Here is a 19,874-nt window from a genome sequence, read left to right as displayed (position 1 = left end):
GACCCGGCGAAATCAATCCCGGGCACCCGCCCACGGTGACTGTCCGCCGGGAGCGGAGCCGGGCCTCCTGTGCGGTGCCCAGGCCGGTGGGCCGGGCGCGTGGGCCGGACTCAGGAACCGGTGTCTGAGGACCCGTTGCCGATCGCGGACTCGAACGTGGCGCCGGTGTCCGAGAAGCCGGTGACGTAGCCGCTGGCGTTGACGTTGATGGGCCCGGCAGTGGCGGTGCCGGCTCCGGCGGGTCCGGTGAAGTCCGCGGTGTACGTGGCGGAACCGAAGGACGAGGTCGTGACGGCCCACCCCTTGGACAGCCAGCCGTCGACGGAGATCGTGGGTCGGGAGTCGAGCGTCCACTTCTGGTTGGTGTACGTGTTCGCCGGGTTCTCGCCGTACGCGTAGAAGCTGCAGCCGTCGGGCTTGGTCGACGTCGACGCGACACAGCCGTCCACCCAGGCGTTGACCGCGTCCGTGGCGGCCTGTCTGCCCGCGTCGGTCAGCGTGGTGCTGAGCGACACCGGACTGCTCGCCGTGCCGGAGAAGCCCCGGACCGCCGCGGTCTGGGTGTCGGCGGTGAACCACTTGCCGCCGTCGACCGCCACCGGGTAGGAGCCCGGCAGGGCCGTGAGCGTCAACGCACCGGACGCGTCGGTGGTCGCCCGCTGCCCGGCGACGGTGACCGTCGACTTCGGCGGCCCCTGGACCTGGACGTCGACCGCGCCGAGACGCGGAGCCTGCAGCTGCCACTTCGGGAACACGCCCCAGTCGGTGCCGGTCTTGTCGAGCGTGAAGGTCGCGGGGACCTGTCGGCCGGCCTGTGTCATGTACGCGCCCACCGTGGCGGTGTCGCCGTCCTGTCGCACGGCGGTGATGCGGTACCCGGTCACGCGGTCGTTCGCCTTGCGGTAGGCGGCGTCGGTCAGCAGGACGTCGGACTTGGTGTGCCGGACGCCGGCCGCGGTGAGCGCGTCGTCGACCCGGCCGGCCGACAGGTCGTCGAGGAAGGCCCGGACCGGACGGTCGGCAGAGTGCGAGTCTGTGCCGACGGCGTACCCGACGACACCGGCGACCAGCAGGAGGACGACGGCCGCGCCCCCGGCGACGATGCCGACCAGGGCGCCGCGTCCGAGGCGACGGCGCGGTCGTGACGCCGGTCCGGCGAGGGGCTGCGGGACGTCGTGAGCGCCGCTGATCGAGGACACCTCCGGGACGGACCCCCACCCGTCGCGGTCGTGTGCGTCCCCGGCGCCGGGGTTGTCCGGCGTGTGCTGCTGATCGGTCATCGGTCCCCCGTTGCGTCGTCGCCGGAGTCGCGCTCCGGCATCCTGCAGCCTAGCGACGACCCGCGTCACCCGGACTGTCGCGCTGGTGCCTGGCGACCGTGACACCGCCGACCACGGACAGGATCGCGACCACGACCGAACCGACGACGAACGGCCCGAGTGCGTAGCCGGCGGGGAAGACGAGCAGCTCCGTCACGTCACGGCGGATCAGGGCGTAGCCGACGGCGCCGACGCCGAGCATGACGAGGTACGTGGTCGCGGCGGCGACGAGCCCGGTGACGCCGGGGTTGCCCTCGCGCACGCCGAGCGCCGTCGCGATGAACACCACGACGGCGCCGCCCACGACCATCGCGGGGCCGAGGTAGGGGGTGGCGTCGGTCTGCGCGATGACCTCGACGTTCGCGAGCAGCGCCTCGAAGCCGGTCACCGCGATCACGAGGGCGATGAAGAGGACGGACGTCATCGTCGCCACGAGCCATCGGGACATGGGGTGATCGTATCGCCGGGGAGGGGCGGGTGCTGCCGGATGGTCAGCCGACGCGGTCTGCGGCCGTGGCCTGTTGGTCGTCCCGCCGGGCGCCGGGCTGCGCGTCGCGCTGCGCGCGGTGCTGCTCCTGGGCTGCGCTGACGAGGGCCAGTGCGATGGTCGCGGTGATGACGGGGACGCTCGCGGTCATCGGGGCGGCTGGCTCACGGTGGGCTCGCTCCGATTCGGTGAGCGCCGGCACGTCCTGGAGGCTCGGGGTGGCGTCCGTCACGGCCGTCGCCGCGGCGTCGTGCGCGTGGACGGCAGGGCCGATCACGGGCAGCACCGCGGTCGTCGCCGGCGGCTCGGCGTGCAGTTCTCTGGTGGGCTCGAGGCCGGTCCGTCGGGCGGCCCGGCGTGCTCTGGCCATCCGGACCAGGACGACGACCGCTACGATCGCCCAGATCCCGTTCACGATGGTGGACGGGACGGCGTGGTGGGCGGCGACGTTGATCGCGACCGAGACCCCTCCGACCAGGTTGAACAACTGGTAGACGGGGCCGTTCGGGAGCTTGCCCGTCGAGAACAGAATGTAACCAGCTAATACGGTTACGGCTCCGAACCAGCCGAGGAACTCCACGATTCCAGACAACACGCGCGACTCCGGGCACGACGAGGAACGACCGGATCGAGCTGGCCGTTCGCGAGGGTGGGGTGAGCCGCGGGACGCGGCATCACGAGCATCGTACGCACAGCGACAGGCGTTGCGGAAGAGGACCCGGCGCGGTGTGGACGGCCCCAGTTGGCGGGGTGCTGTGGAGGGGTGGTGTGGACGGGTGGGTCAGCCTGCGGCGGGGGTCGCGGAGGGATCGGTGAGCACGTAGATCTCACCGGTCAGCGACCACGACTGCGCGTCCATCGGCGGGAGTTCGTCCGTGCTGGCCGCGGCGATGTCGCTGACCAGGAACAGTCGGTCTCCCCCCTGGACTGCCTTCGTGAACGCGAGCGCCTGGTCGTACGACCCGTCGACGGACAGGTCCACGCCGATGACGGTGAAGTTCGCGCCGGTGATCTCGGGGTCGCTGTGGGGGAGGACCGCCTGCGGCAACGCGGCAGCGGCACTCGCGGGCGCCGACGGGGTCGCGCTGGCGGTCGGGCTCGGGGTCGCGCTCGGGGTCGCGCTCGACGCTGCGCTCGCGGGAGCCCCTGCCGCGCTCGCCTCGGGTGCGTAGGGCTTCGGGTCGGCGAACGTCACGCTCGTGATCCGCACGTCCGTCGCCTCCGCATAGGAGTAGAGCGAACGGATGAAGGGGCCCGTGTCGGTGGTCGCCGGGATCGACGCCTGTAGCCCCGACAGCTCCGCCTTGGTGCTGTCGAGCGTCGTGAATGCCTTCGCGAGTCGCGCGAGCTCGATGCGGTTCTTGCCGTTGGTGGCGTCGATCGTCTGCTGCTGGGTCCCGTTCGCGGAGGCCATGGCGAGCTGCGGCTGCACGCCCAGGAACCAGCCGCCGGCGAGGACGACCGCGGACACCGCCAGGGCGACGACGAGCGAGAGACGGTTCTTGTTCATCGGTCCGCGTCCTTCGTGTACTTGCCGTCGAATGCCTTCTCGCCGAGCTGCAGCTCGATCACCGAGCTGTACCGGGCCTTCTCCTTCTCGTACGAGATCGAGGAGATCGACGAGTCCAGGTACCCGGTGAGGGACGACAGGCGTTCGTTCCAGTCCGGGACGGCCGGGATCTCCGGCGACTTCACCGTGATGCTGAGGGTGGCGACGCGCGACTGCGCGAGTGCGGCGGTCGACTGGGAGAACGGGGTGGTCGCGTCGGCGGCGGCGATCGTCATCGCGCTGATCTCGACGTCCGTCGGGAGCGCCGTCTGCAGACTCGTGAGCGTGTCGCCCCAGTTGATCTCGGTCGCACCACCCACGGCCTGTCCGGCCCGGAGCAGCTGCGTCTGCTGTTCAGCAGCGCGGACCTCGGCGAACCGCTGTTGCTGCGCGAGGAGCGTCGACGTCTCGGCCTGCGCCGATCGCAGGTCGGCCGCAGTGGCCATCTCGTGTGCCACCGCCCCACCGGCCCCGAGGACGACGACCGCGGCCGCCAGGACGACGCCGAGCCATGCTCGACGTGCGATCCCTCGAGCACGCCGGTCGACGTGGACTTCGGCGGGCAGGAGGTCGACGTGGGGTTCACGGCCGACCTCCGCCGCAGCGGACTTGCCGCGCACCCGTCGGGGCCGCTCCGGAGCGGCGTCGGGAACCGTCACCGGGCGTGCATCGGTGGTCGTCATGCTGCTCTGCCTCCCACTGCGAGGCCGTAGGCCACAGCGATCGTGTCGCCGTGTTCGGCGATGTCCTCGTCGCGGATCGTCCGCCCGAGACTCGTGCCTGCGAAGGCGGCGCCGATCTCGACCGGCAGGTGCGTGTAGTCCGCCAGCGCCTCGCGCAGACCGATGAGCCGTGACCCGCCGCCGGTGACGACGATGCGGGACACCGCGTCGCTCGGTCGGGTGTTCACGAAGTAGCTGATCGTGTTCCGGAGGCTCGCCATGAGCTCGTTGACCGCGTCGAACGTCGCGGCGATCGCCCTCGCGTCGTCGGGGGTCCGGGCAGAACGTCCGATCCCCAGGTGCCGCTTCACGGACTCGGCCTGCTCGAACGAGATCTCGAGGCGGTTCGCGAGGGCCTTCGTGATGTCGTTGCCGCCGCTGGGGATGATGCGGACGAACTGCGGTGTTCCGTCCGTCACCAGGACGACGCTGGTGGTGTCGGCCCCCAGCTGGACGAGTGCGGTGGTCCCGCGGTGCTGCTGCCGGCCGACGAGCACCCGGGTGAGCGCGAACGGGATCAGGTCGACGCCGACCGTGTTCAGCCCGGCCAGCTGCGCCGCTCGGACGTTCGCCAGGACCGCGTCCTTGATCGCCGCGATGAGGAGCCCGTGCAGCACCGGGCCGCCCTCGCTCTCCCCCTCGGAGATCGGGTAGAAGTCGAGGATGGCGTCCCCCACCGGCACCGGCAGCATGTCCTGCACCTGGAACGGCAGGCTCTCGCGGATCTGTGCGAGCGGTGCGCGAGGCACGGTCAGGTCGCGGGAGAGGACGCGCTGGTTGCCCATCCCGAGCATCACGTCGCGGGAGCGGAACTTGCCGATCGACCAGAGCTGCTTGAGCGCGTTCGCGACGGTGTTCGGCTCGAGGACCTCACCCCGGCTGACGGACCCCTCGGGAGTCGGGACCTCGGCGAAGCGGACGACCGTGGGTCGCGCACGGTCGGCGTCCGCGACCTCGACAGCGCGGATGGAGGACCCGGCGATGTCGAGGCCGACGATGCTCTTGCCCATGATGCTGGTCTCCTTGCTGGTCGGTTGCGGAGGTCCGGGTGCTCAGGCGAGGCCGAGGAGCGCGAGGTACGACGCCCAGAGCCGGTCACCGAACAGGATCCCGATCCAGGCACCGGTGAGCATGGACGGACCGAACGGCACGCCCCCACGCCACCGCACGAGGCGGAGTGTGAGGAGCGCGATCGCGACGGTACCGCCGACCATGAACGCTCCGAAAGCACCCACTGCGAGGGGTCCCCATCCGAGGTACGCGAGTGCGAGACCCAGGACGAAGGCGAGCTTCACGTCGCCGAGGCCCATCGCGTTGGGTGCGGTGAACGCCAGCACCAGGTAGCCGACGCCGAGCACGGCGCTCCCCGCGAGCGCCCGCAAGAGCGCCTCCCAGTCGCCGGTCACGGCACTCGCACCGGCGAAGAGGACCAGGAGGACGATGAACGACGGGTAGACGATCGCGTTCGGGAGCCGATGGACGTCGAGGTCGATGAGGGCCAACGCCACGCTGACCGCCATCAGGTACAGGAAGGCGACCAGCACGATCGCCCGCCCGGTCGACTGCGTCGCGTCGATGCCCGCGAAGGGGGACGCAACGGTCGCCCCGACGAGCGCGAAGAGCAGCGCCGTCCCCAGTTCCACCGCGGGGTACCGTGCCGAGATGCCGGCGCCGCAGTCGCGACAGCGACCGCGGAGCACCAGCCACGAGAGGACCGGCACGTTGTCCCGGCGACGGATGGCGTGGTCACATCGGGGGCAGGCGCTCGCCGGTGCGACGACGGACAGCCCCGCCGGCACCCGGTAGACGACCACGTTGAGGAACGACCCGATCACCAGTCCGAACAGTCCGGCCACGAGCGTGGAGAAGGCCATCTCGCTCATCGACACACCCCGGCGCTCGTCTTCGCGCAGGTCCCGTCCACCTGGTACGCGGACTGCACCTCGATCTGCGTCGTGACCCCGTAGGACGTCGACACCGGCTGCAGGAACTTCGGCGGCGCCGTCGTCAGCAGCCGCTGGTCGTAGACGTAGTTCTTGGAGAACCCGGTGCCGCCGGTGGTCGCGACGGGACCGCGCCAGTTCTGCGCGATCGAGCCGATCACCTTGAGGACACCGAGCTGCGGTCCGATGTCGTAGTTCTGGTTCCAGAAGGTCCCGGCGTTGCTGGCGATCGCCGCACTCACTGTGATCCCCACCCCACCGGAGCGGTTCAGGAGCCCGACGCCGGCGCTGTTGCAGCGCGAGGAGTCGGTCACGGAGCCGGCCCACCACGAACCGGTCATCGGGTACGAGGTGCACTTGGACGGGTTGTACACCTCGACCGCGTTCTGTCCGACGAGACCGAGGATGTCGGCGGTGCCGTCGACGTAGGTGACGTCGCCCGTCACCCAGATGGTGCCCGAGGACGCGATGGTCATCGCGCCGGAGAACCCGCCGTTGACGAAGACGTCGCCGGCCGTGCACGAGTACGTGTCCGAGGCCGACCCGGTCTGGTAGGTCGAGCCCGACGAGGACTTGCCGCCGTTCACCCACTCCCCCGATGCGGGGAAGCCCTGGCCGTTGCTGAATGCCTGGTTCGGCGTCAGGGTCGCGGAGCCGTTCTTCACGGAGACCGCCGTCGTGCAGTACGTGTTGGAGTACTTCGACGGGTACGACCCAGTCGGCCAGGTGTTGACGTTGTTCGCAGCGGACGGCACGTCCTGGACGTACATCAGGTTCGAGGGCAGGGTGGCGATCGTCGCACCGTTCGCGCTCTGCAGGTCACCGACCGCGCCGCAGAGCGAGGCCGCCTTCGCGGTGTCGTCCGAGGCGGTGACAGCCCCGGACCCGGAGCTCACCTTGATCTGCGTGGCCTTCGACCACGGCGACCAGACGGTCATCTTCCCGTTGCCGAGGAACGCGACGCGGGTCGGGCCCGTGTACAGACACCCGGGTCGCGGGACCGTCGACGGGATGTCCGTCCGGGTCTCCTGCGACATGTTCGAGTTCAGCGCCGGCAGCCCCAGGTACGGCACGGCCGACGCGGCACCGCCGTTGAAGGTGCCGCCGCAGGTGCCGCTCGACGGGCGGACCGTGGCGTCGTGCTGCTCCACCGATCCGTTGAAGGTGGTGGAGCACGCCGCGGTGAACACGTCGTTGGAACGGATCGGGCCGTTGAGCACGTCGGTCCCGGCGAACTGCACCGCCTGGCACTTGTTCGCCACGCCGGACTGCCACTGGTAGGCAGTGGTGCAGGAGCTCCCCGAGATCGCGGGGTTGGACGACTCGTAGTTCGTGAAGTACAGGTAGTTGATGAACCCGTCGCCCTTGAGGTTCGCGACCAGGGAGCGCACGCTGCCGCCCGACTTGCCGGTCACCCGGACACGCAGGACGCCCTTCGCGGAGTAGTTCGAGTTGTCGACCTCGTACCGGTACCACTGGTCCGTGGAGCCGACGACCGGCGCCCACGTCGACCCACTGCTCGTGAACGCCGTGTTGTCGTCGTTGCCGGTGAACGCGGAGCCGCTGGTCTTGCTGAACTGCGCGTTCGCGTCGCCGTACAGCGCGTACCCGTTGTCGTTCGAGAGCTTGGCCTGGTAGTCGGCCAGTCCGGCGTAGGCGGCCGTCATGGCGTTCTGGAAGTTGCGGTCGGTCGCGGACTTGATCGCTCCCGACGTCGAGACGGCCACCATGGTCGCGACCAGCAGCATCATGACCGTGCCGAAGATGATGACGTTGGCCAGGACCATGCCGCGTTCGTCCTGGTGCCCGCGCACGAGGCGGTCGTGGATCCAGCGGATCACGGTGTGGCTCCGATGTTCGTGCCGTAGACCACGTTGAAGAGGTACAGCGTGTTCTGGATGCGGGTGTTCCCCGATGCGCCGGCGGTCGTCGAACCGAGTTCGAGGTTCGTGCGGACCGCGCGGATGCTGCCGAGCTGGGACGCCGTGAGGGCTCCGTCCGCCTGCGTCGGGAGCGCGTTGCCGTCAGCCCCCAGGTACGTGAAGAGCAAGTCGCCCTCCGCCGTGGGCGAGGCGACCGGGCCGCCCAGGACCACGGACCGGGTCGGTGTCTGGGTCGGAGGCGGGAAGGACCAGAACCCGTTGGTCGCCGTTCCCGCCCACTGGTCCTGCACGAGCTGTCGTGCGGCGTTGAGGGAGTAGCGCACCTGGACCGGGTTGTCCGTGCTGCTGCCGTCGAGGTTGATGAAGGCGGTGAAGGTGAGCTGCGTCCCCGTCGCCTGGGTCACCGCTCCGGCGTAGGACCCGTCGGCCTTCGGCACCAGGCTCGCTGCGTGGACGTAGCGCGTCACGGAGTTCATGACGATCGACGCCGATCGGGCGTTCTGGTCCGACGTCGTGTTCGTCGAGCCGGCACGGAGGGTGGCGGTGAAGAACCCGCCGACGGCCAGCAGGATGACGAGCGAGATGCTCACGGCCACGATGACCTCGACGAGGGAGACGCCCGCCTGGTCGTCGTGGACCCGCCGACCGAGGGCGCTCACGAGGTCTGCCCGCGCGGGTCGAGCGTCAGCGTGTTGTCGTAGTTGATGATGATGAGGGCCGTCTTCTGGTTGACGTTGCCCGGGGTGACCGGCTTGACGTTCGACGCGTTCGACGCGATCTCGTTCCTGGTGGTCGAGCCGAAGCTGGTGCCGGAGGAGATCGTCCAGGTCCCGAACGGCAGCGCGATCGTGGCGGTGTCACCGGTCGACACCGGGAAGTTCATCGTCATGCCGGCGGAGCACCCCGGGTCGCCGGCCCCGGCACTCGCCGACGAGACGGCGGTGACGTACCGGCCCTTGACGCCCTTGACCGTCGCGACGCCCATCATCACCGAGGCGTTCGCGGGACTTCCCGGACTCGTCGTCACGACCGGCGGACTCGTGCCGATCGCGCCGGTCTGTCCCGGGGTCGTCCATGCTGCGGGGTTGGGGCTGAGGCATGAGGTGCTCGAACTCGTGCTGTTCGAGTACGGCCCGGCGTACACGGTGTACCCGGACGTGAACGGGAAGACCGGCAGGCTCGGCCTGGATGCCGACGTGACGACGAGTGCGGTGTTCGTCACGTCCCACGGCTTGACCGTGTCCAGACCGCCCACCGAACTCGAGAGCACCGTCACCATGTTCGAGGGGAGCGTCGCGCCGTAGGGGGCCGCGTACTGGAGGGTGAGCGGGCTCGCGGTGTCGTAGACGAAGGGGACGGGTGAGCTCGCCCCGGCGCTGACCGTGATCGGCGACTGCTTGGACGGCTGCCCCTGGCTCGTGTCGATGCCGCCGGCGGTGGTCGCCGTGACGGTGTAGTCGCCCGGGACGACGTTGACGGCGTACGAGCAGCCCTGGGTGTCCGTGGGCAGCGCCGGGGTCGACAGCGCCGCGCCGCCGCTGCCGCTCACCGGCGTGATCGTGATGGAGACACCGGCGAAGGGCGCTCCGGATGCGTTCACGACGGAGACGATCACCGTGCCGTACCCGGGGTCCGTCACCGCGTCGCTCGGCGCGATCGCCGACGAGACCGTCGTCGACGACGTGCCGGTGCGCGGGTTCGGCCACGACACCTTCTCGACGACGCTCTTGTAGGCGAGCTTGCCGTTCGACGTGCCGCAGGCGCCGCTCGCGCCGTCGCTCTGGACCCACTTCACGGTGCGGTCGATCTGGTAGGTGACCCCGCCGATGGTCTTGGTGTTGTCGGCCCCGGCCGCGCCGACGACCTTGAAGATGCCCGCCGTCGAGCCCGCGGCGGTCTGCCGCAGCTGGTCGATGTCCTGGGACGCCAGTGCCACCGCGGTCTCGCGACCGCGGCTGGTCTGGGTGAGCTGGAGCGTGTTCGCGATGCCGTAGGCGATCCCCACGGACATCACCGCGAAGACCATCATGGCGACCATGACCTCGATGATCGACATGCCCGACTCGCGGTCGGCGGGGTCGATCGGTCGCAGCACGCGGTGGATGCGCTGGAACATGGTCACCTCCTCGGGCGTCGTCGGGTTCGAGCAAGGGGCGGCCCGTCGTCAGACGAACCGCCCCCGGGGAGTCACTCGGATCAGCAGGTTCCGGGGGCGGCAGCCGTCGTGTCGGTGATCTTGTAGCTGGTCGTGGTCGCACCGACGGCACAGATCGAGAACGTCGAGCCGGTGGTTGCCGGTGCGTACGTGAAACTCGTGTCCGTGCTCTTGGTCCAGCCGTACGGGGTCATCGTTGCGGGAGTGTTGAACTCGGTCGAGGTCGGCAGCTTGCCGTTCTTGTCCGTCTGGAACGCGATGACCGCGGTCTTCGCGTTCGCCAGGTCGGACTTGACCGTCGCGTCCTTCGCGTTGTTCTGCACGTTCAGGTACACCGGGATCGCGATCGCCGCGAGGATGCCGATGATGATGACGACGACGAGGAGTTCGATCAGGGTGAAGCCCTTCTCCTCCTCGGCGAGGAGTCCCTTACGGCGAGCGTCGAGCTTGCCCATGAGAGCGAAGTACATGGTTGTTCCATTCTTCTGGGAATGTCGTGGAGGATTGTGGGGCTTTGCTCGCCGCCGGTGACAAGCGTATTCGGGGCACATTCTGGGCGTAATCCCGAGAACGGGGGGTGAGAGGGCAACAAAATGCCCCCAGTAGCGGGGGCATTCGTCACCGCAGCCACCCCCGACAGAGGGGTGCCCGGAGGTTCAGTGGATCAACGACGTGATCTGGAAGATCGGCAGGTAGAGCGCGATGATCATGCCGCCGACCACCACGCCGAGGAAGGCGATGAGCAGCGGCTCGATGAGCGAGGTCAGTGCCTCGGTGGTCGATTCCACTTCGGAGTCGTAGAACACCGCGATCTTCTCGAGCATCACCTCGAGGGAACCGGCGTCCTCGCCGACCGCGACCATCTGCGCGACCATGCTCGGGAACACTTTCTCCTTGGCGAGTGGTTCGGCGATCGATTCGCCTTTCCGGACGCTTTCTGCGACGCGCTCGACGGCTTTCTGTACGACGAAGTTGTTCGACACTTCCCCGACGATCTTCAGTGCTTGAAGAATGGGCACGCCGGAGCCGATCATGTTCGAGAAGTTCCGGGCGAACCGGGCGATCACGATCTTCTTCGACAATGCGCCGAAGACCGGCATCCGCAGCATGATCGGGTCGCGGAACGCACGGAACCGGTCGGTGTTCTTGTTCGACCGGTACCAGAGCCACCCGACGACGACCGCCACGGCCAGGACGGGCGCGCCCCACCGCATGGCGTGCGACAGCGTGACCAGGATCTGCGTCGGGAGCGGCAGCTGCCCGCCGAGCGAGGAGAACATGTCCTGGAAGACCGGCACGATGAAGACGAGCATGACGACCACCGCGACGAGTGACATCACGAGCACGACGACGGGGTAGGTCATCGCCGACTTGATCGTCGAGCGGAGCTTGTGCTCCTTCTCGAAGTTCGTGGCGATGGAGTCCATCGCCTGGTCGAGGAAACCGCCGGTCTCGCCGGCACGGATCATGTTGATCATGATCGGGGGGAAGTCGACGGGGTACTTCGCGACGGCGTCGGAGAACGAGACGCCGCGCTCGACGTCGTCGCGCACCTTGCCGAGGATGCCCTTGAGCTTCTTGTTCTCGGTCTGGTCCGCGAGGATCGTCAGCGCACGCAGCAGGGACAGGCCGGACGACAGCATCGTCGAGGCCTGTCGCGACATGATCGCCAGGTCCTTGAGCCCGACGCCCTTCTCGAGCGCGCGGATGTGGATCTCGGTCTGCAGCCCCGTGCCGGCCTTGGCCTCGGTGATGGCGATCGGCGAGACCCCCATCGTGCGCAGCCGCTGCACGACCGCACCCTCGGACGCTGCGTCGAGCCGCCCCTTGACGAGCTTGCCGCCCCCGTCACGGCCCCGGTAGTCGAACGCGAGCGACATCAGTGGCCTCCGGAGAACTTGTCGCCGAAGTCGATCTCGCTCGCGGCGATGGCCGCGGCGGACGAGTCGGACGGGGACTCGACGCGCTGGACGAGCCGGTCGAACCCTTCGTGGTCGTGGACCTTCTCCATCGCGGCGGCGCGGGTGACGGTGCCGACGTTGACGAGCTCGGCGAGGTCCTGGTCCATCGTGTGCATGCCGAGGTCACGACCGGCCTGCATCGCCGAGGTGATCTGGTAGGTCTTGCCCTCGCGGATCAGGTTGCCGATCGCGGGGGTGGTGGTCATGATCTCGGTCGCGACGACGCGGCCTGAGCCGGTGGCCTTCGGCACGAGGGTCTGACAGACGACGCCCTCGAGCGTCGATGCGAGCTGGGTGCGGATCTGGCCCTGCTGATGCGGCGGGAACACGTCGATCACGCGGTCGATGGTGCCGGGGGCACTCTGCGTGTGCAGGGTCGCGAACACCAGGTGCCCGGTCTCGGCGGCGGTGAGCGCCACCGAGATGGTCTCGAGGTCGCGCAGCTCGCCGATCAGGATGACGTCGGGGTCCTGCCGCAGCACGTGCTTCAGGGCCCGGGCGAACGAGTGCGTGTCCGCGCCGACCTCGCGCTGGTTGATGATCGCCCGCTTGTGGTCGTGCATGAACTCGATCGGGTCCTCGACCGTCACGATGTGGTCGGCACGCGTCTCGTTCACCAGGTCGATGAGCGCCGCGAGGGTGGTCGACTTGCCCGAACCGGTCGGCCCGGTGACGAGCACGAGTCCGCGGGGCAGCTTGGCGAAGTCGCCGACGTGCTCGGGGATGCCCAGCTGCTTCAGCGTCTTGATCTTGGTGGGGATGATGCGGAACGCCGCGCCCCAGTTGCCGCGCTGCTGGTAGAAGTTGACGCGGAAGCGGTACTCGGGCGACAGCGAGTACGCGAAGTCGAGTTCCTGCTCGTGGTCGAACGTGCCGGCCTGCTCGACGGTCATGACGGTCTTCAGCGCGGCGATGACCTTGTTGCGGGACCAGGGTCCGCCGGGGACGGCCGGTCGGAGCGAGCCGTCGACGCGGACGGTGGGCGGTGCGTCGGCGGTGACGTGCAGGTCGGACGCCCCCTGGTAGACGACCTGGGCCAGCGCGGTGATCAGGTCGGGATCCGCGACCTCGCGCGCGTGGCGGCTGAAGTCGATCTCCTGCACACCGACGGCGGCGCCGACGGTCGGGAGGACCGTGGTCGCCTGCACAGACGCCGTCGGCAGGTGCTGGGTCACCGCGTCGGCGTACCCGTAGCTGGCAGTGGACGGCGGCACCGCGGCGGACGGCGTCGCCGCACCGGACGGCGTCGCGGCACCGGACGGCTGCGCGACCGGGACGGCCACCGGCGCACCGGAAGGAGCCGGCCACGCGGCGAGGTCGTCGGCCAGGTCGTACACCGGAACCGCTGGTGCGGCCGGAGCCGCGGCCAGACCACCCGCCGGTCCGGCGAACGGCTGCGCGTGTCCCTCGGCTGCCTGGGCGAGACGGGCCGCGCGACGCGAGCCGACCTCGGTGCCCGGGCGGCCCGGGTGCCAGCCAGCGATCGGTTCGTTCGCGTCGGTGATGTCGTAGACGGAGTCGGTCATCGTTCTCTCCTCGGCCTACGCGACCACGCGCAGGATCTCGTCGACGCTCGTCAGACCGAGCTTCACTTTCTCCCACCCGTCCTGGCGGAGGGTGAGCATGCCCTGGTCCTGCGCCACCCGGCTGATCTCGGCGCTCGAGGCACGGGCGACGGCGAGCCGCTCGATCTCCTCGGTGACCGTCATGACCTCGTGCAGGGCGATGCGCCCGCGGTACCCGGTGTTCGAGCACACGGCACAGCCGATCGGCGCCCAGAAGTCCGGCACCGGGGCGTCGGCGCTCGGGATGAAGCCGAGCGCCGCGAGCTGCCCCGGCTCGTACACGGCAGGGGCCTTGCAGCGGTCGCAGAGCTTGCGGGCGAGGCGCTGCGCCACAACACAGTCGAGCGCCGAGCCGACCAGGAACGGCTCGATGTCCATCTCGGTCAGGCGGGTGATCGCCGAGGGGGCGTCGTTGGTGTGCAGCGTGGAGAGCACCAGGTGCCCGGTGAGCGAGGCCTCGATCGCGATCTGCGCCGTCTCGTGGTCGCGGATCTCACCGAGCAGGACGACGTCGGGGTCGGACCGCAGGATGGAGCGCAGCGCCGAGGCGAAGGTCAGGCCGGCCTTCGGGTTGACCTGCACCTGGTTGATGCCGGCCATCCGGTACTCGACCGGGTCCTCGACGGTGATGACGTTGATCTCGGGGCGGGCGACCGCGTTCAGGGTCGTGTACAGCGTGGTCGACTTGCCGGACCCCGTCGGCCCCGTGACCAGGATCATGCCGTACGGCTTGGAGTAGGAACGCTGGTACGCCGCCGCGTTCTGCGCGAGCAGGTTGAGGTCGGTCAGGGTCAGCGACGTGTTGGTGTTGTCGAGGATGCGCATGACGACCTTCTCGCCCCACACCGTCGGCAGCGTCGCTACACGGAGGTCGATCTGGCGGCCACCGTGCCGCACGGACATGCGGCCGTCCTGCGGCTTGCGTCGCTCCGCGATGTCGATGTCGCTCATGATCTTGAGGCGGCTGATGACGCCGTTCTGGATGTTCTTGGGCGCCGGCGCCATCTCGTGCAGCACGCCGTCGATGCGGTAGCGCACCCGGACCTCGTGCTCACCGGGCTCGATGTGGATGTCCGAGGCGTGGTCCTGGATGGCCTGCGAGACGAGCAGGTTCACGAAGCGGACGATCGGGACGTCGTCGAGCGACCCCTCGGAGATGTCGGCCTGCTGGGTGGTCGACGACGCTTCTTCTTCGAGCGACGAGGTCAGGTCGTTCAGCTCGTCGTCGGCGCGCAGGTAGCGGTCGAGCGCGGACGCCAGGTCACGCTCGTCGACCTGCAGCGGACGGATGGCGCGGCCGCACGCGGCGCGGGCGTCGTCGATCGCGAGCACGTTCGACGGGTTGACCATCGCGAGCACGAGGACGTCGCCCTCGAAGCCGACGCCGAGGACCCCGTGCCGCCGGCAGAGCGCCGCGGGCAGGATCGACACGGCGGTGCCGTCGACCGGGTAGTCGGTGAGGGGCACGGTCTTGGAGTTGTTCGACGCCGCCCGCGCGGTGATGAACTGCGCTTCGCTGACGACCCCGCGGTCGACGAGCGTCCGGATCGAGCGTTCGTCGATCTCCTCGTCGCCGGTGAGCGAGTCGAGGTGCTCGATGGGGAGGGCTCCGTTGAGGATCAGGATCTCGGAGAGCGTGGCCATGTGCCTCGGAGCCTCCTTCTGGGTCGCGTCAGGGCGTGGACCGCGCCGAGCTTCGGGTTCGACGCCTGTCCACGCTACGGCCGGGACCAGTCGGCCCCGCAGTCCCAGAATGAGGGGGCGGAGGGGGTCGACGCCCACCCAGAACAGGGGTCGGTGGACAAGTCCCCCGTGGCGCGTGGCCGTGGAGGGAACGCAGGACGGCAGGAATCCCCTCGACGCAGACCGGGCGCTCGGGCCATGATGAGCCATGGACATCACGAGCGTGACCGTGGGGCTGCCCGTCACCGACATCGAAGCGTCCTGCCTGTGGTACGGCGCCGTGTTCGAGCGGCTGGACCCCGACCTCGAGCCCGCCGCGGGCATCGCCGAGTACGAGATCGGCGGCATCTGGATCCAGCTGGTCGAGGACCCCGACGCCGAGGAGAACCCGGCCGTCGTGCGGTTCGGCGTCGACGACGTGGTCGCACAGCGCACCCGCATCGCGGCCCTCGGCATCGACGTCGGCCCGGTGGAACGCGTCGACGGAGCCGTCGACTGGTTCGACGTCCACGATCCCGACGGCAACGTCCTCAGCCTGTACTCGCTCGTCGACGAGACGGGGCGGGGGTCCGGCGGCCACGACAGCGACGCCGGCCGCGCGCGCTGAGCGCGACCGGACAACAGAAAGGAGGCGCGGTGCCAGCTGGCACCGCGCCTCCTGTCTGTGGAGCGTTACTTCAGACTCAGTTGTAGGTCCCCGGCGTGAAGTCGTCCGACGAGAAGCTGTCGAAGTCGACGAAGCTCAGGTCGGCGTCCGAGAACGACGAGTCGTCCGCGAAGATGCGGTTGGGGTACCGCTCGGCCTTCGCTTCTTCCGTCGCGTTCACGTCCACGTCGCGGTACCGGCTGAGACCCGTCCCCGCGGGGATGAGCTTGCCGATGATGACGTTCTCCTTGAGGCCGACGAGGTGGTCCTGCTTGCCTTCCATGGCCGCCTGCGTGAGCACGCGGGTGGTCTCCTGGAAGGACGCGGCGGACAGCCACGACTCGGTCGCGAGGGACGCCTTGGTGATGCCCATCACCTCTTGGCGAGCAGAGGCGGTCTTGCGACCCTCCTGCAGCGCCGCGCGGTTGATCGCGTTGTAGCGCGACCGGTCGACGAGCTCACCCGGCAGCAGGTCCGTGTCGGCGTGGTCGACGACCGTCACCTTGCGGAGCATCTGGCGGACGATGACCTCGATGTGCTTGTCGTGGATCGGCACACCCTGCGAGCCGTACACGTCCTGCACACCGTTGACCAGGTGCTTCTGGACCTCGCGCACACCCTTGACCCGGAGGACTTCCTTCGGGTCGACGGTGCCGGCGATGAACTGCTCGCCGAGCTCGACGTGCTGGTTGTCCTCGATCAGGAGGGTCGCACGCTTGAGCACCGGGTAGATGAACGGCTCGTCGCCGTTGTCCGGCGTGAGGATGATGCGACGGCCCTTGTCCGTGTCCTCGATGACGACGCGGCCGGGGGCCTCGGCGATCGGGGACGCACCCTTGGGGGTACGAGCCTCGAAGAGCTCGGTGACACGGGGCAGACCCTGGGTGATGTCGTCGGCCGAGGCCGAACCACCCGTGTGGAAGGTGCGCATCGTCAGCTGGGTACCGGGCTCACCGATGGACTGGGCGGCGATGATGCCGACCGCCTCACCGATGTCGACGAGGTTGCCCGTGGCGAGCGAACGGCCGTAGCACTTCGCGCAGACACCGACGGCCGACTCGCAGGTCAGGACCGAGCGCACCTTGATGCTCTCGACACCGGCCGCGACCAGCTTGTCGATGAGGACGTCACCGACGTCCTCGCCTGCCTCGGCGACCACGGTGCCCTTCGCGTCCGACGCCGCGGTGGCGAGGGTGCGCGAGTACACGGTGTTCTCGACACGGGCGTCGCGGACGAGCTTGCCGTCAGCGTCGACCGTGGCGATCGGCAGTTCGAGGCCACGCGTCGTGCCGCAGTCGTCCTCGCGGATGATGACGTCCTGCGAGACGTCGACGAGACGACGGGTGAGGTACCCGGAGTCCGCCGTGCGGAGCGCCGTGTCGGCCAGGCCCTTGCGAGCACCGTGCGTGGCGATGAAGTACTCCGCCACGGTCAGGCCCTCGCGGTACGAGTTGATGATCGGGCGGGCGATGATCTCGCCCTTCGGGTTGTTCACCAGACCACGCATGCCGGCGATGTTGCGGACCTGCAGCCAGTTGCCTCGGGCGCCCGACGACACCATGCGGTTGATCGTGTTGTCGATGGGGAAGTTGTCCCGCATCTCCTGCGCGATCTCGTTGGTGGCCTCGGTCCAGATCTTGATCAGGTCGGCGCGACGCTCGGAGTCGGTGATCAGACCCTTGTCGAACTCGCCCTGCACCTTGGCGGCCTGGATCTCGTAGCCCGCGATGATCTCCTTCTTGCGAGGAGGCGTCACGACGTCGGAGAGCGCCACGGTCACACCGGAGCGAGTGCCCCAGTAGAAGCCCGCGTCCTTGATCCGGTCCAGCGCAGCGGCCGTCTCGGTCTTGGAGTAGCGCTCGGCGAGGTCGTTGACGATCGCGGAGAGGGTGCCCTTGTCGGTGACCTTCTGGACGAACGGGTAGTCCGTCGGCAGGGTCTCGTTGAAGAGCGCGCGACCCAGGGTGGTCTCGAGCAGGATCGGCTGGCCGACCTCGTAGCCCTCGGGCGCTTCACCCTCGGCGAAGTGGACACCCGACATGCGGATCTTCACGGTCGCGTTGAGGTGCAGCGTGTTCTGGTCCTTCGCCATGATCGCCTCGGCGACCGAGGAGAACGAACGGCCCTCACCGACGGCGCCCTCGCGGACGGTCGTCAGGTGGTGCAGACCGATGATCATGTCCTGTGCGGGCAGGGTCACCGGGCGGCCGTCGGACGGCTTCAGGATGTTGTTCGAGGCGAGCATCAGGATGCGGGCCTCGGCCTGGGCCTCGACCGACAGCGGCAGGTGCACGGCCATCTGGTCACCGTCGAAGTCCGCGTTGAACGCGGCACACACGAGCGGGTGGAGCTGGATGGCCTTGCCCTCGACGAGCTGCGGCTCGAACGCCTGGATGCCCAGACGGTGCAGCGTCGGCGCACGGTTCAGCAGCACGGGGCGCTCGCGGATGATCTCCTCGAGCACGTCCCACACCTGCGGACGCGAACGCTCGACCATGCGCTTGGCCGACTTGATGTTCTGCGCGTGCGACAGGTCGATCAGGCGCTTGATCACGAACGGCTTGAACAGCTCGAGCGCCATCTGCTTGGGCAGACCGCACTGGTGGAGCTTGAGCTGCGGGCCCACGATGATGACCGAACGGCCCGAGTAGTCGACGCGCTTGCCGAGCAGGTTCTGGCGGAAACGACCCTGCTTGCCCTTGAGCATGTCGCTCAGGGACTTCAGGGCGCGGTTGCCGGTACCCGTGACGGGGCGGCCACGACGACCGTTGTCGAACAGCGCGTCGACCGCTTCCTGCAGCATGCGCTTCTCGTTGTTCACGATGATCTCGGGGGCACCGAGGTCGAGCAGGCGGCGGAGACGGTTGTTGCGGTTGATCACACGACGGTAGAGGTCGTTGAGGTCCGAGGTGGCGAAGCGGCCACCGTCGAGCTGGACCATCGGGCGGAGCTCCGGCGGGATGACCGGGACCACGTCGAGGACCATCGCTGCCGGCGAGTTGCCGGTGGCGAGGAAGGAGGAGACGACGCGCAGACGCTTGATCGCGCGGATCTTCTTCTGGCCCTTGCCCTCGGCGATCTGCAGACGCAGCGACTCGGCCTCGGCGGTCAGGTCGAAGGCCTCGAGGCGCAGCTTGATCGCCTCGGCGCCCATGTAGGCGTCGAAGTAGATCCCGAAGCGGTCCTGCAGCTCGTGGAAGACGGCGTCCTCGGGCTTCAGGTCGCCCACCTTGAGGTTGCGGAAGTCCTCCCACACGCGCTCGAGGCGGGTGATGTCCTCGTCGAACGACTTGCGGACCTGGGACATCTCCTTCTCGGCGGTGTCCTTGGTGCGGCGCTTGATGTCGGCCTTGGCGCCCTCTTCCTCGAGCGCTGCGAGGTCGTCCTCGAGCTTCTTGAGGCGGTCGGCGATGATCGAGTCGCGCTGGTTCTCGAGGTTCTTGATCTCGAGGCGCATCTCGTTCTCGAGACCCGGCATGTCAGCGTGCCGGCCCTCTTCGTCGATCGAGATGATCATGTACGCGGCGAAGTAGATGACCTTCTCGAGGTCCTTCGGCGCCATGTCGAGCAGGTAGCCCAGGCGCGACGGGACGCCCTTGAAGTACCAGATGTGCGTGACGGGCGCGGCGAGCTCGATGTGGCCCATGCGCTCACGGCGGACCGAGGACTTGGTGACCTCGACGCCGCATCGCTCGCAGACGATGCCCTTGAACCGGACGCGCTTGTACTTGCCGCAGGCGCACTCCCAGTCGCGGGACGGACCGAAGATCTGCTCGCCGAACAGACCGTCCTTCTCGGGCTTGAGGGTGCGGTAGTTGATGGTCTCCGGCTTCTTGACCTCGCCGTACGACCACTGGCGGATGTCCTCGGCCGTGGCGAGGCCGATCCGCAGTGCGTCAAAGGAAGTTGCTTCGAGCAATGTTCTTCTCTCTTGCTGAATTCGAGACGTGACGGGCGGGGC

The 19,874-nt window shown here is 68.8% G+C and carries 16 protein-coding genes; 1 reads left to right on the top strand and 15 read right to left on the bottom strand.

The features are described from left to right. Positions 1 to 110: 110 nt before the first annotated feature. From ASG04_RS05880 to ASG04_RS05815, 14 genes are all read right to left on the bottom strand, one after another. The gene (locus tag ASG04_RS05880) at positions 111 to 1,280 is read right to left on the bottom strand and encodes a hypothetical protein (RefSeq protein WP_056121391.1); all 1,170 of its coding nucleotides are present in this window, start codon (positions 1,278 to 1,280) and stop codon (positions 111 to 113) included. A 49-nt stretch (positions 1,281 to 1,329) separates the two neighbouring features. Then, on the bottom strand, positions 1,330 to 1,767 hold the full coding sequence (locus ASG04_RS05875; protein ID WP_056121389.1) for a DUF6121 family protein: 438 nt from the start codon (positions 1,765 to 1,767) through the stop codon (positions 1,330 to 1,332). Between the two features lie 43 nt (positions 1,768 to 1,810). Beyond that, entirely contained in the window at positions 1,811 to 2,386 is a 576-nt protein-coding gene (locus ASG04_RS05870; RefSeq protein WP_156463550.1) for a CBU_0592 family membrane protein, read from the bottom strand. Between the two features lie 201 nt (positions 2,387 to 2,587). Beyond that, entirely contained in the window at positions 2,588 to 3,316 is a 729-nt protein-coding gene (locus ASG04_RS05865) for a hypothetical protein (RefSeq protein WP_056121385.1), read from the bottom strand. Further along, a complete protein-coding gene (locus ASG04_RS05860; RefSeq protein ID WP_156463549.1) occupies positions 3,313 to 4,038 on the bottom strand; it encodes a hypothetical protein in 726 nt (241 codons plus the stop codon). The genes ASG04_RS05865 and ASG04_RS05860 overlap by 4 nt, the downstream gene beginning before the upstream one ends. After that, positions 4,035 to 5,087 carry a type IV pilus assembly protein PilM gene (gene pilM / locus ASG04_RS05855; RefSeq protein ID WP_056121381.1) on the bottom strand — a complete coding sequence of 351 codons (1,053 nt, stop codon included), beginning with the start codon at positions 5,085 to 5,087 and terminating at the stop codon, positions 4,035 to 4,037. Before pilM ends, ASG04_RS05860 begins: the two co-directional genes overlap by 4 nt. Before the next feature lie 42 nt (positions 5,088 to 5,129). Continuing rightward, positions 5,130 to 5,960, bottom strand: a complete 831-nt coding sequence (locus tag ASG04_RS05850; RefSeq protein ID WP_056121628.1) for a prepilin peptidase — start codon at positions 5,958 to 5,960, stop codon at positions 5,130 to 5,132. After that, entirely contained in the window at positions 5,957 to 7,861 is a 1,905-nt protein-coding gene (locus ASG04_RS05845; RefSeq protein WP_056121380.1) for a hypothetical protein, read from the bottom strand. The genes ASG04_RS05850 and ASG04_RS05845 overlap by 4 nt, the downstream gene beginning before the upstream one ends. Further along, positions 7,858 to 8,562, bottom strand: coding sequence for a type II secretion system protein J (locus ASG04_RS05840; RefSeq protein ID WP_056121378.1), 705 nt, complete (start codon positions 8,560 to 8,562; stop codon positions 7,858 to 7,860). Before ASG04_RS05840 ends, ASG04_RS05845 begins: the two co-directional genes overlap by 4 nt. Next, positions 8,559 to 10,019, bottom strand: coding sequence for a prepilin-type N-terminal cleavage/methylation domain-containing protein (locus ASG04_RS05835; RefSeq protein ID WP_156463547.1), 1,461 nt, complete (start codon positions 10,017 to 10,019; stop codon positions 8,559 to 8,561). Before ASG04_RS05835 ends, ASG04_RS05840 begins: the two co-directional genes overlap by 4 nt. Before the next feature lie 80 nt (positions 10,020 to 10,099). Beyond that, a complete protein-coding gene (locus ASG04_RS18015; protein ID WP_321164478.1) occupies positions 10,100 to 10,528 on the bottom strand; it encodes a prepilin-type N-terminal cleavage/methylation domain-containing protein in 429 nt (142 codons plus the stop codon). 186 nt (positions 10,529 to 10,714) lie between these two features. Beyond that, positions 10,715 to 11,938, bottom strand: coding sequence for a type II secretion system F family protein (locus ASG04_RS05825; RefSeq protein ID WP_082517834.1), 1,224 nt, complete (start codon positions 11,936 to 11,938; stop codon positions 10,715 to 10,717). Then, a complete protein-coding gene (locus tag ASG04_RS17040; RefSeq protein ID WP_082517833.1) occupies positions 11,938 to 13,545 on the bottom strand; it encodes a PilT/PilU family type 4a pilus ATPase in 1,608 nt (535 codons plus the stop codon). Before ASG04_RS17040 ends, ASG04_RS05825 begins: the two co-directional genes overlap by 1 nt. A gap of 15 nt (positions 13,546 to 13,560) precedes the next feature. After that, on the bottom strand, positions 13,561 to 15,228 hold the full coding sequence (locus ASG04_RS05815; RefSeq protein WP_056121375.1) for a GspE/PulE family protein: 1,668 nt from the start codon (positions 15,226 to 15,228) through the stop codon (positions 13,561 to 13,563). Between the two features lie 247 nt (positions 15,229 to 15,475). On the opposite strand from ASG04_RS05815, the gene ASG04_RS05810 reads away from it, so the two are divergent. Further along, positions 15,476 to 15,874, top strand: a complete 399-nt coding sequence (locus tag ASG04_RS05810) for a VOC family protein (protein ID WP_056121373.1) — start codon at positions 15,476 to 15,478, stop codon at positions 15,872 to 15,874. A 76-nt stretch (positions 15,875 to 15,950) separates the two neighbouring features. Here ASG04_RS05810 and ASG04_RS05805 read toward each other — a convergent pair whose 3' ends face one another. Further along, positions 15,951 to 19,832, bottom strand: a complete 3,882-nt coding sequence (locus ASG04_RS05805) for a DNA-directed RNA polymerase subunit beta' (protein ID WP_056121371.1) — start codon at positions 19,830 to 19,832, stop codon at positions 15,951 to 15,953. Between the last annotated feature and the right edge of the window lie 42 nt (positions 19,833 to 19,874).

Source organism: Curtobacterium sp. Leaf183 (assembly GCF_001424385.1).
Lineage (GTDB): Bacteria > Actinomycetota > Actinomycetes > Actinomycetales > Microbacteriaceae > Curtobacterium.
The sequence above is the reverse complement of the archived record's forward strand: the minus strand, read 5'-3'. Positions and strand labels throughout refer to the sequence as shown.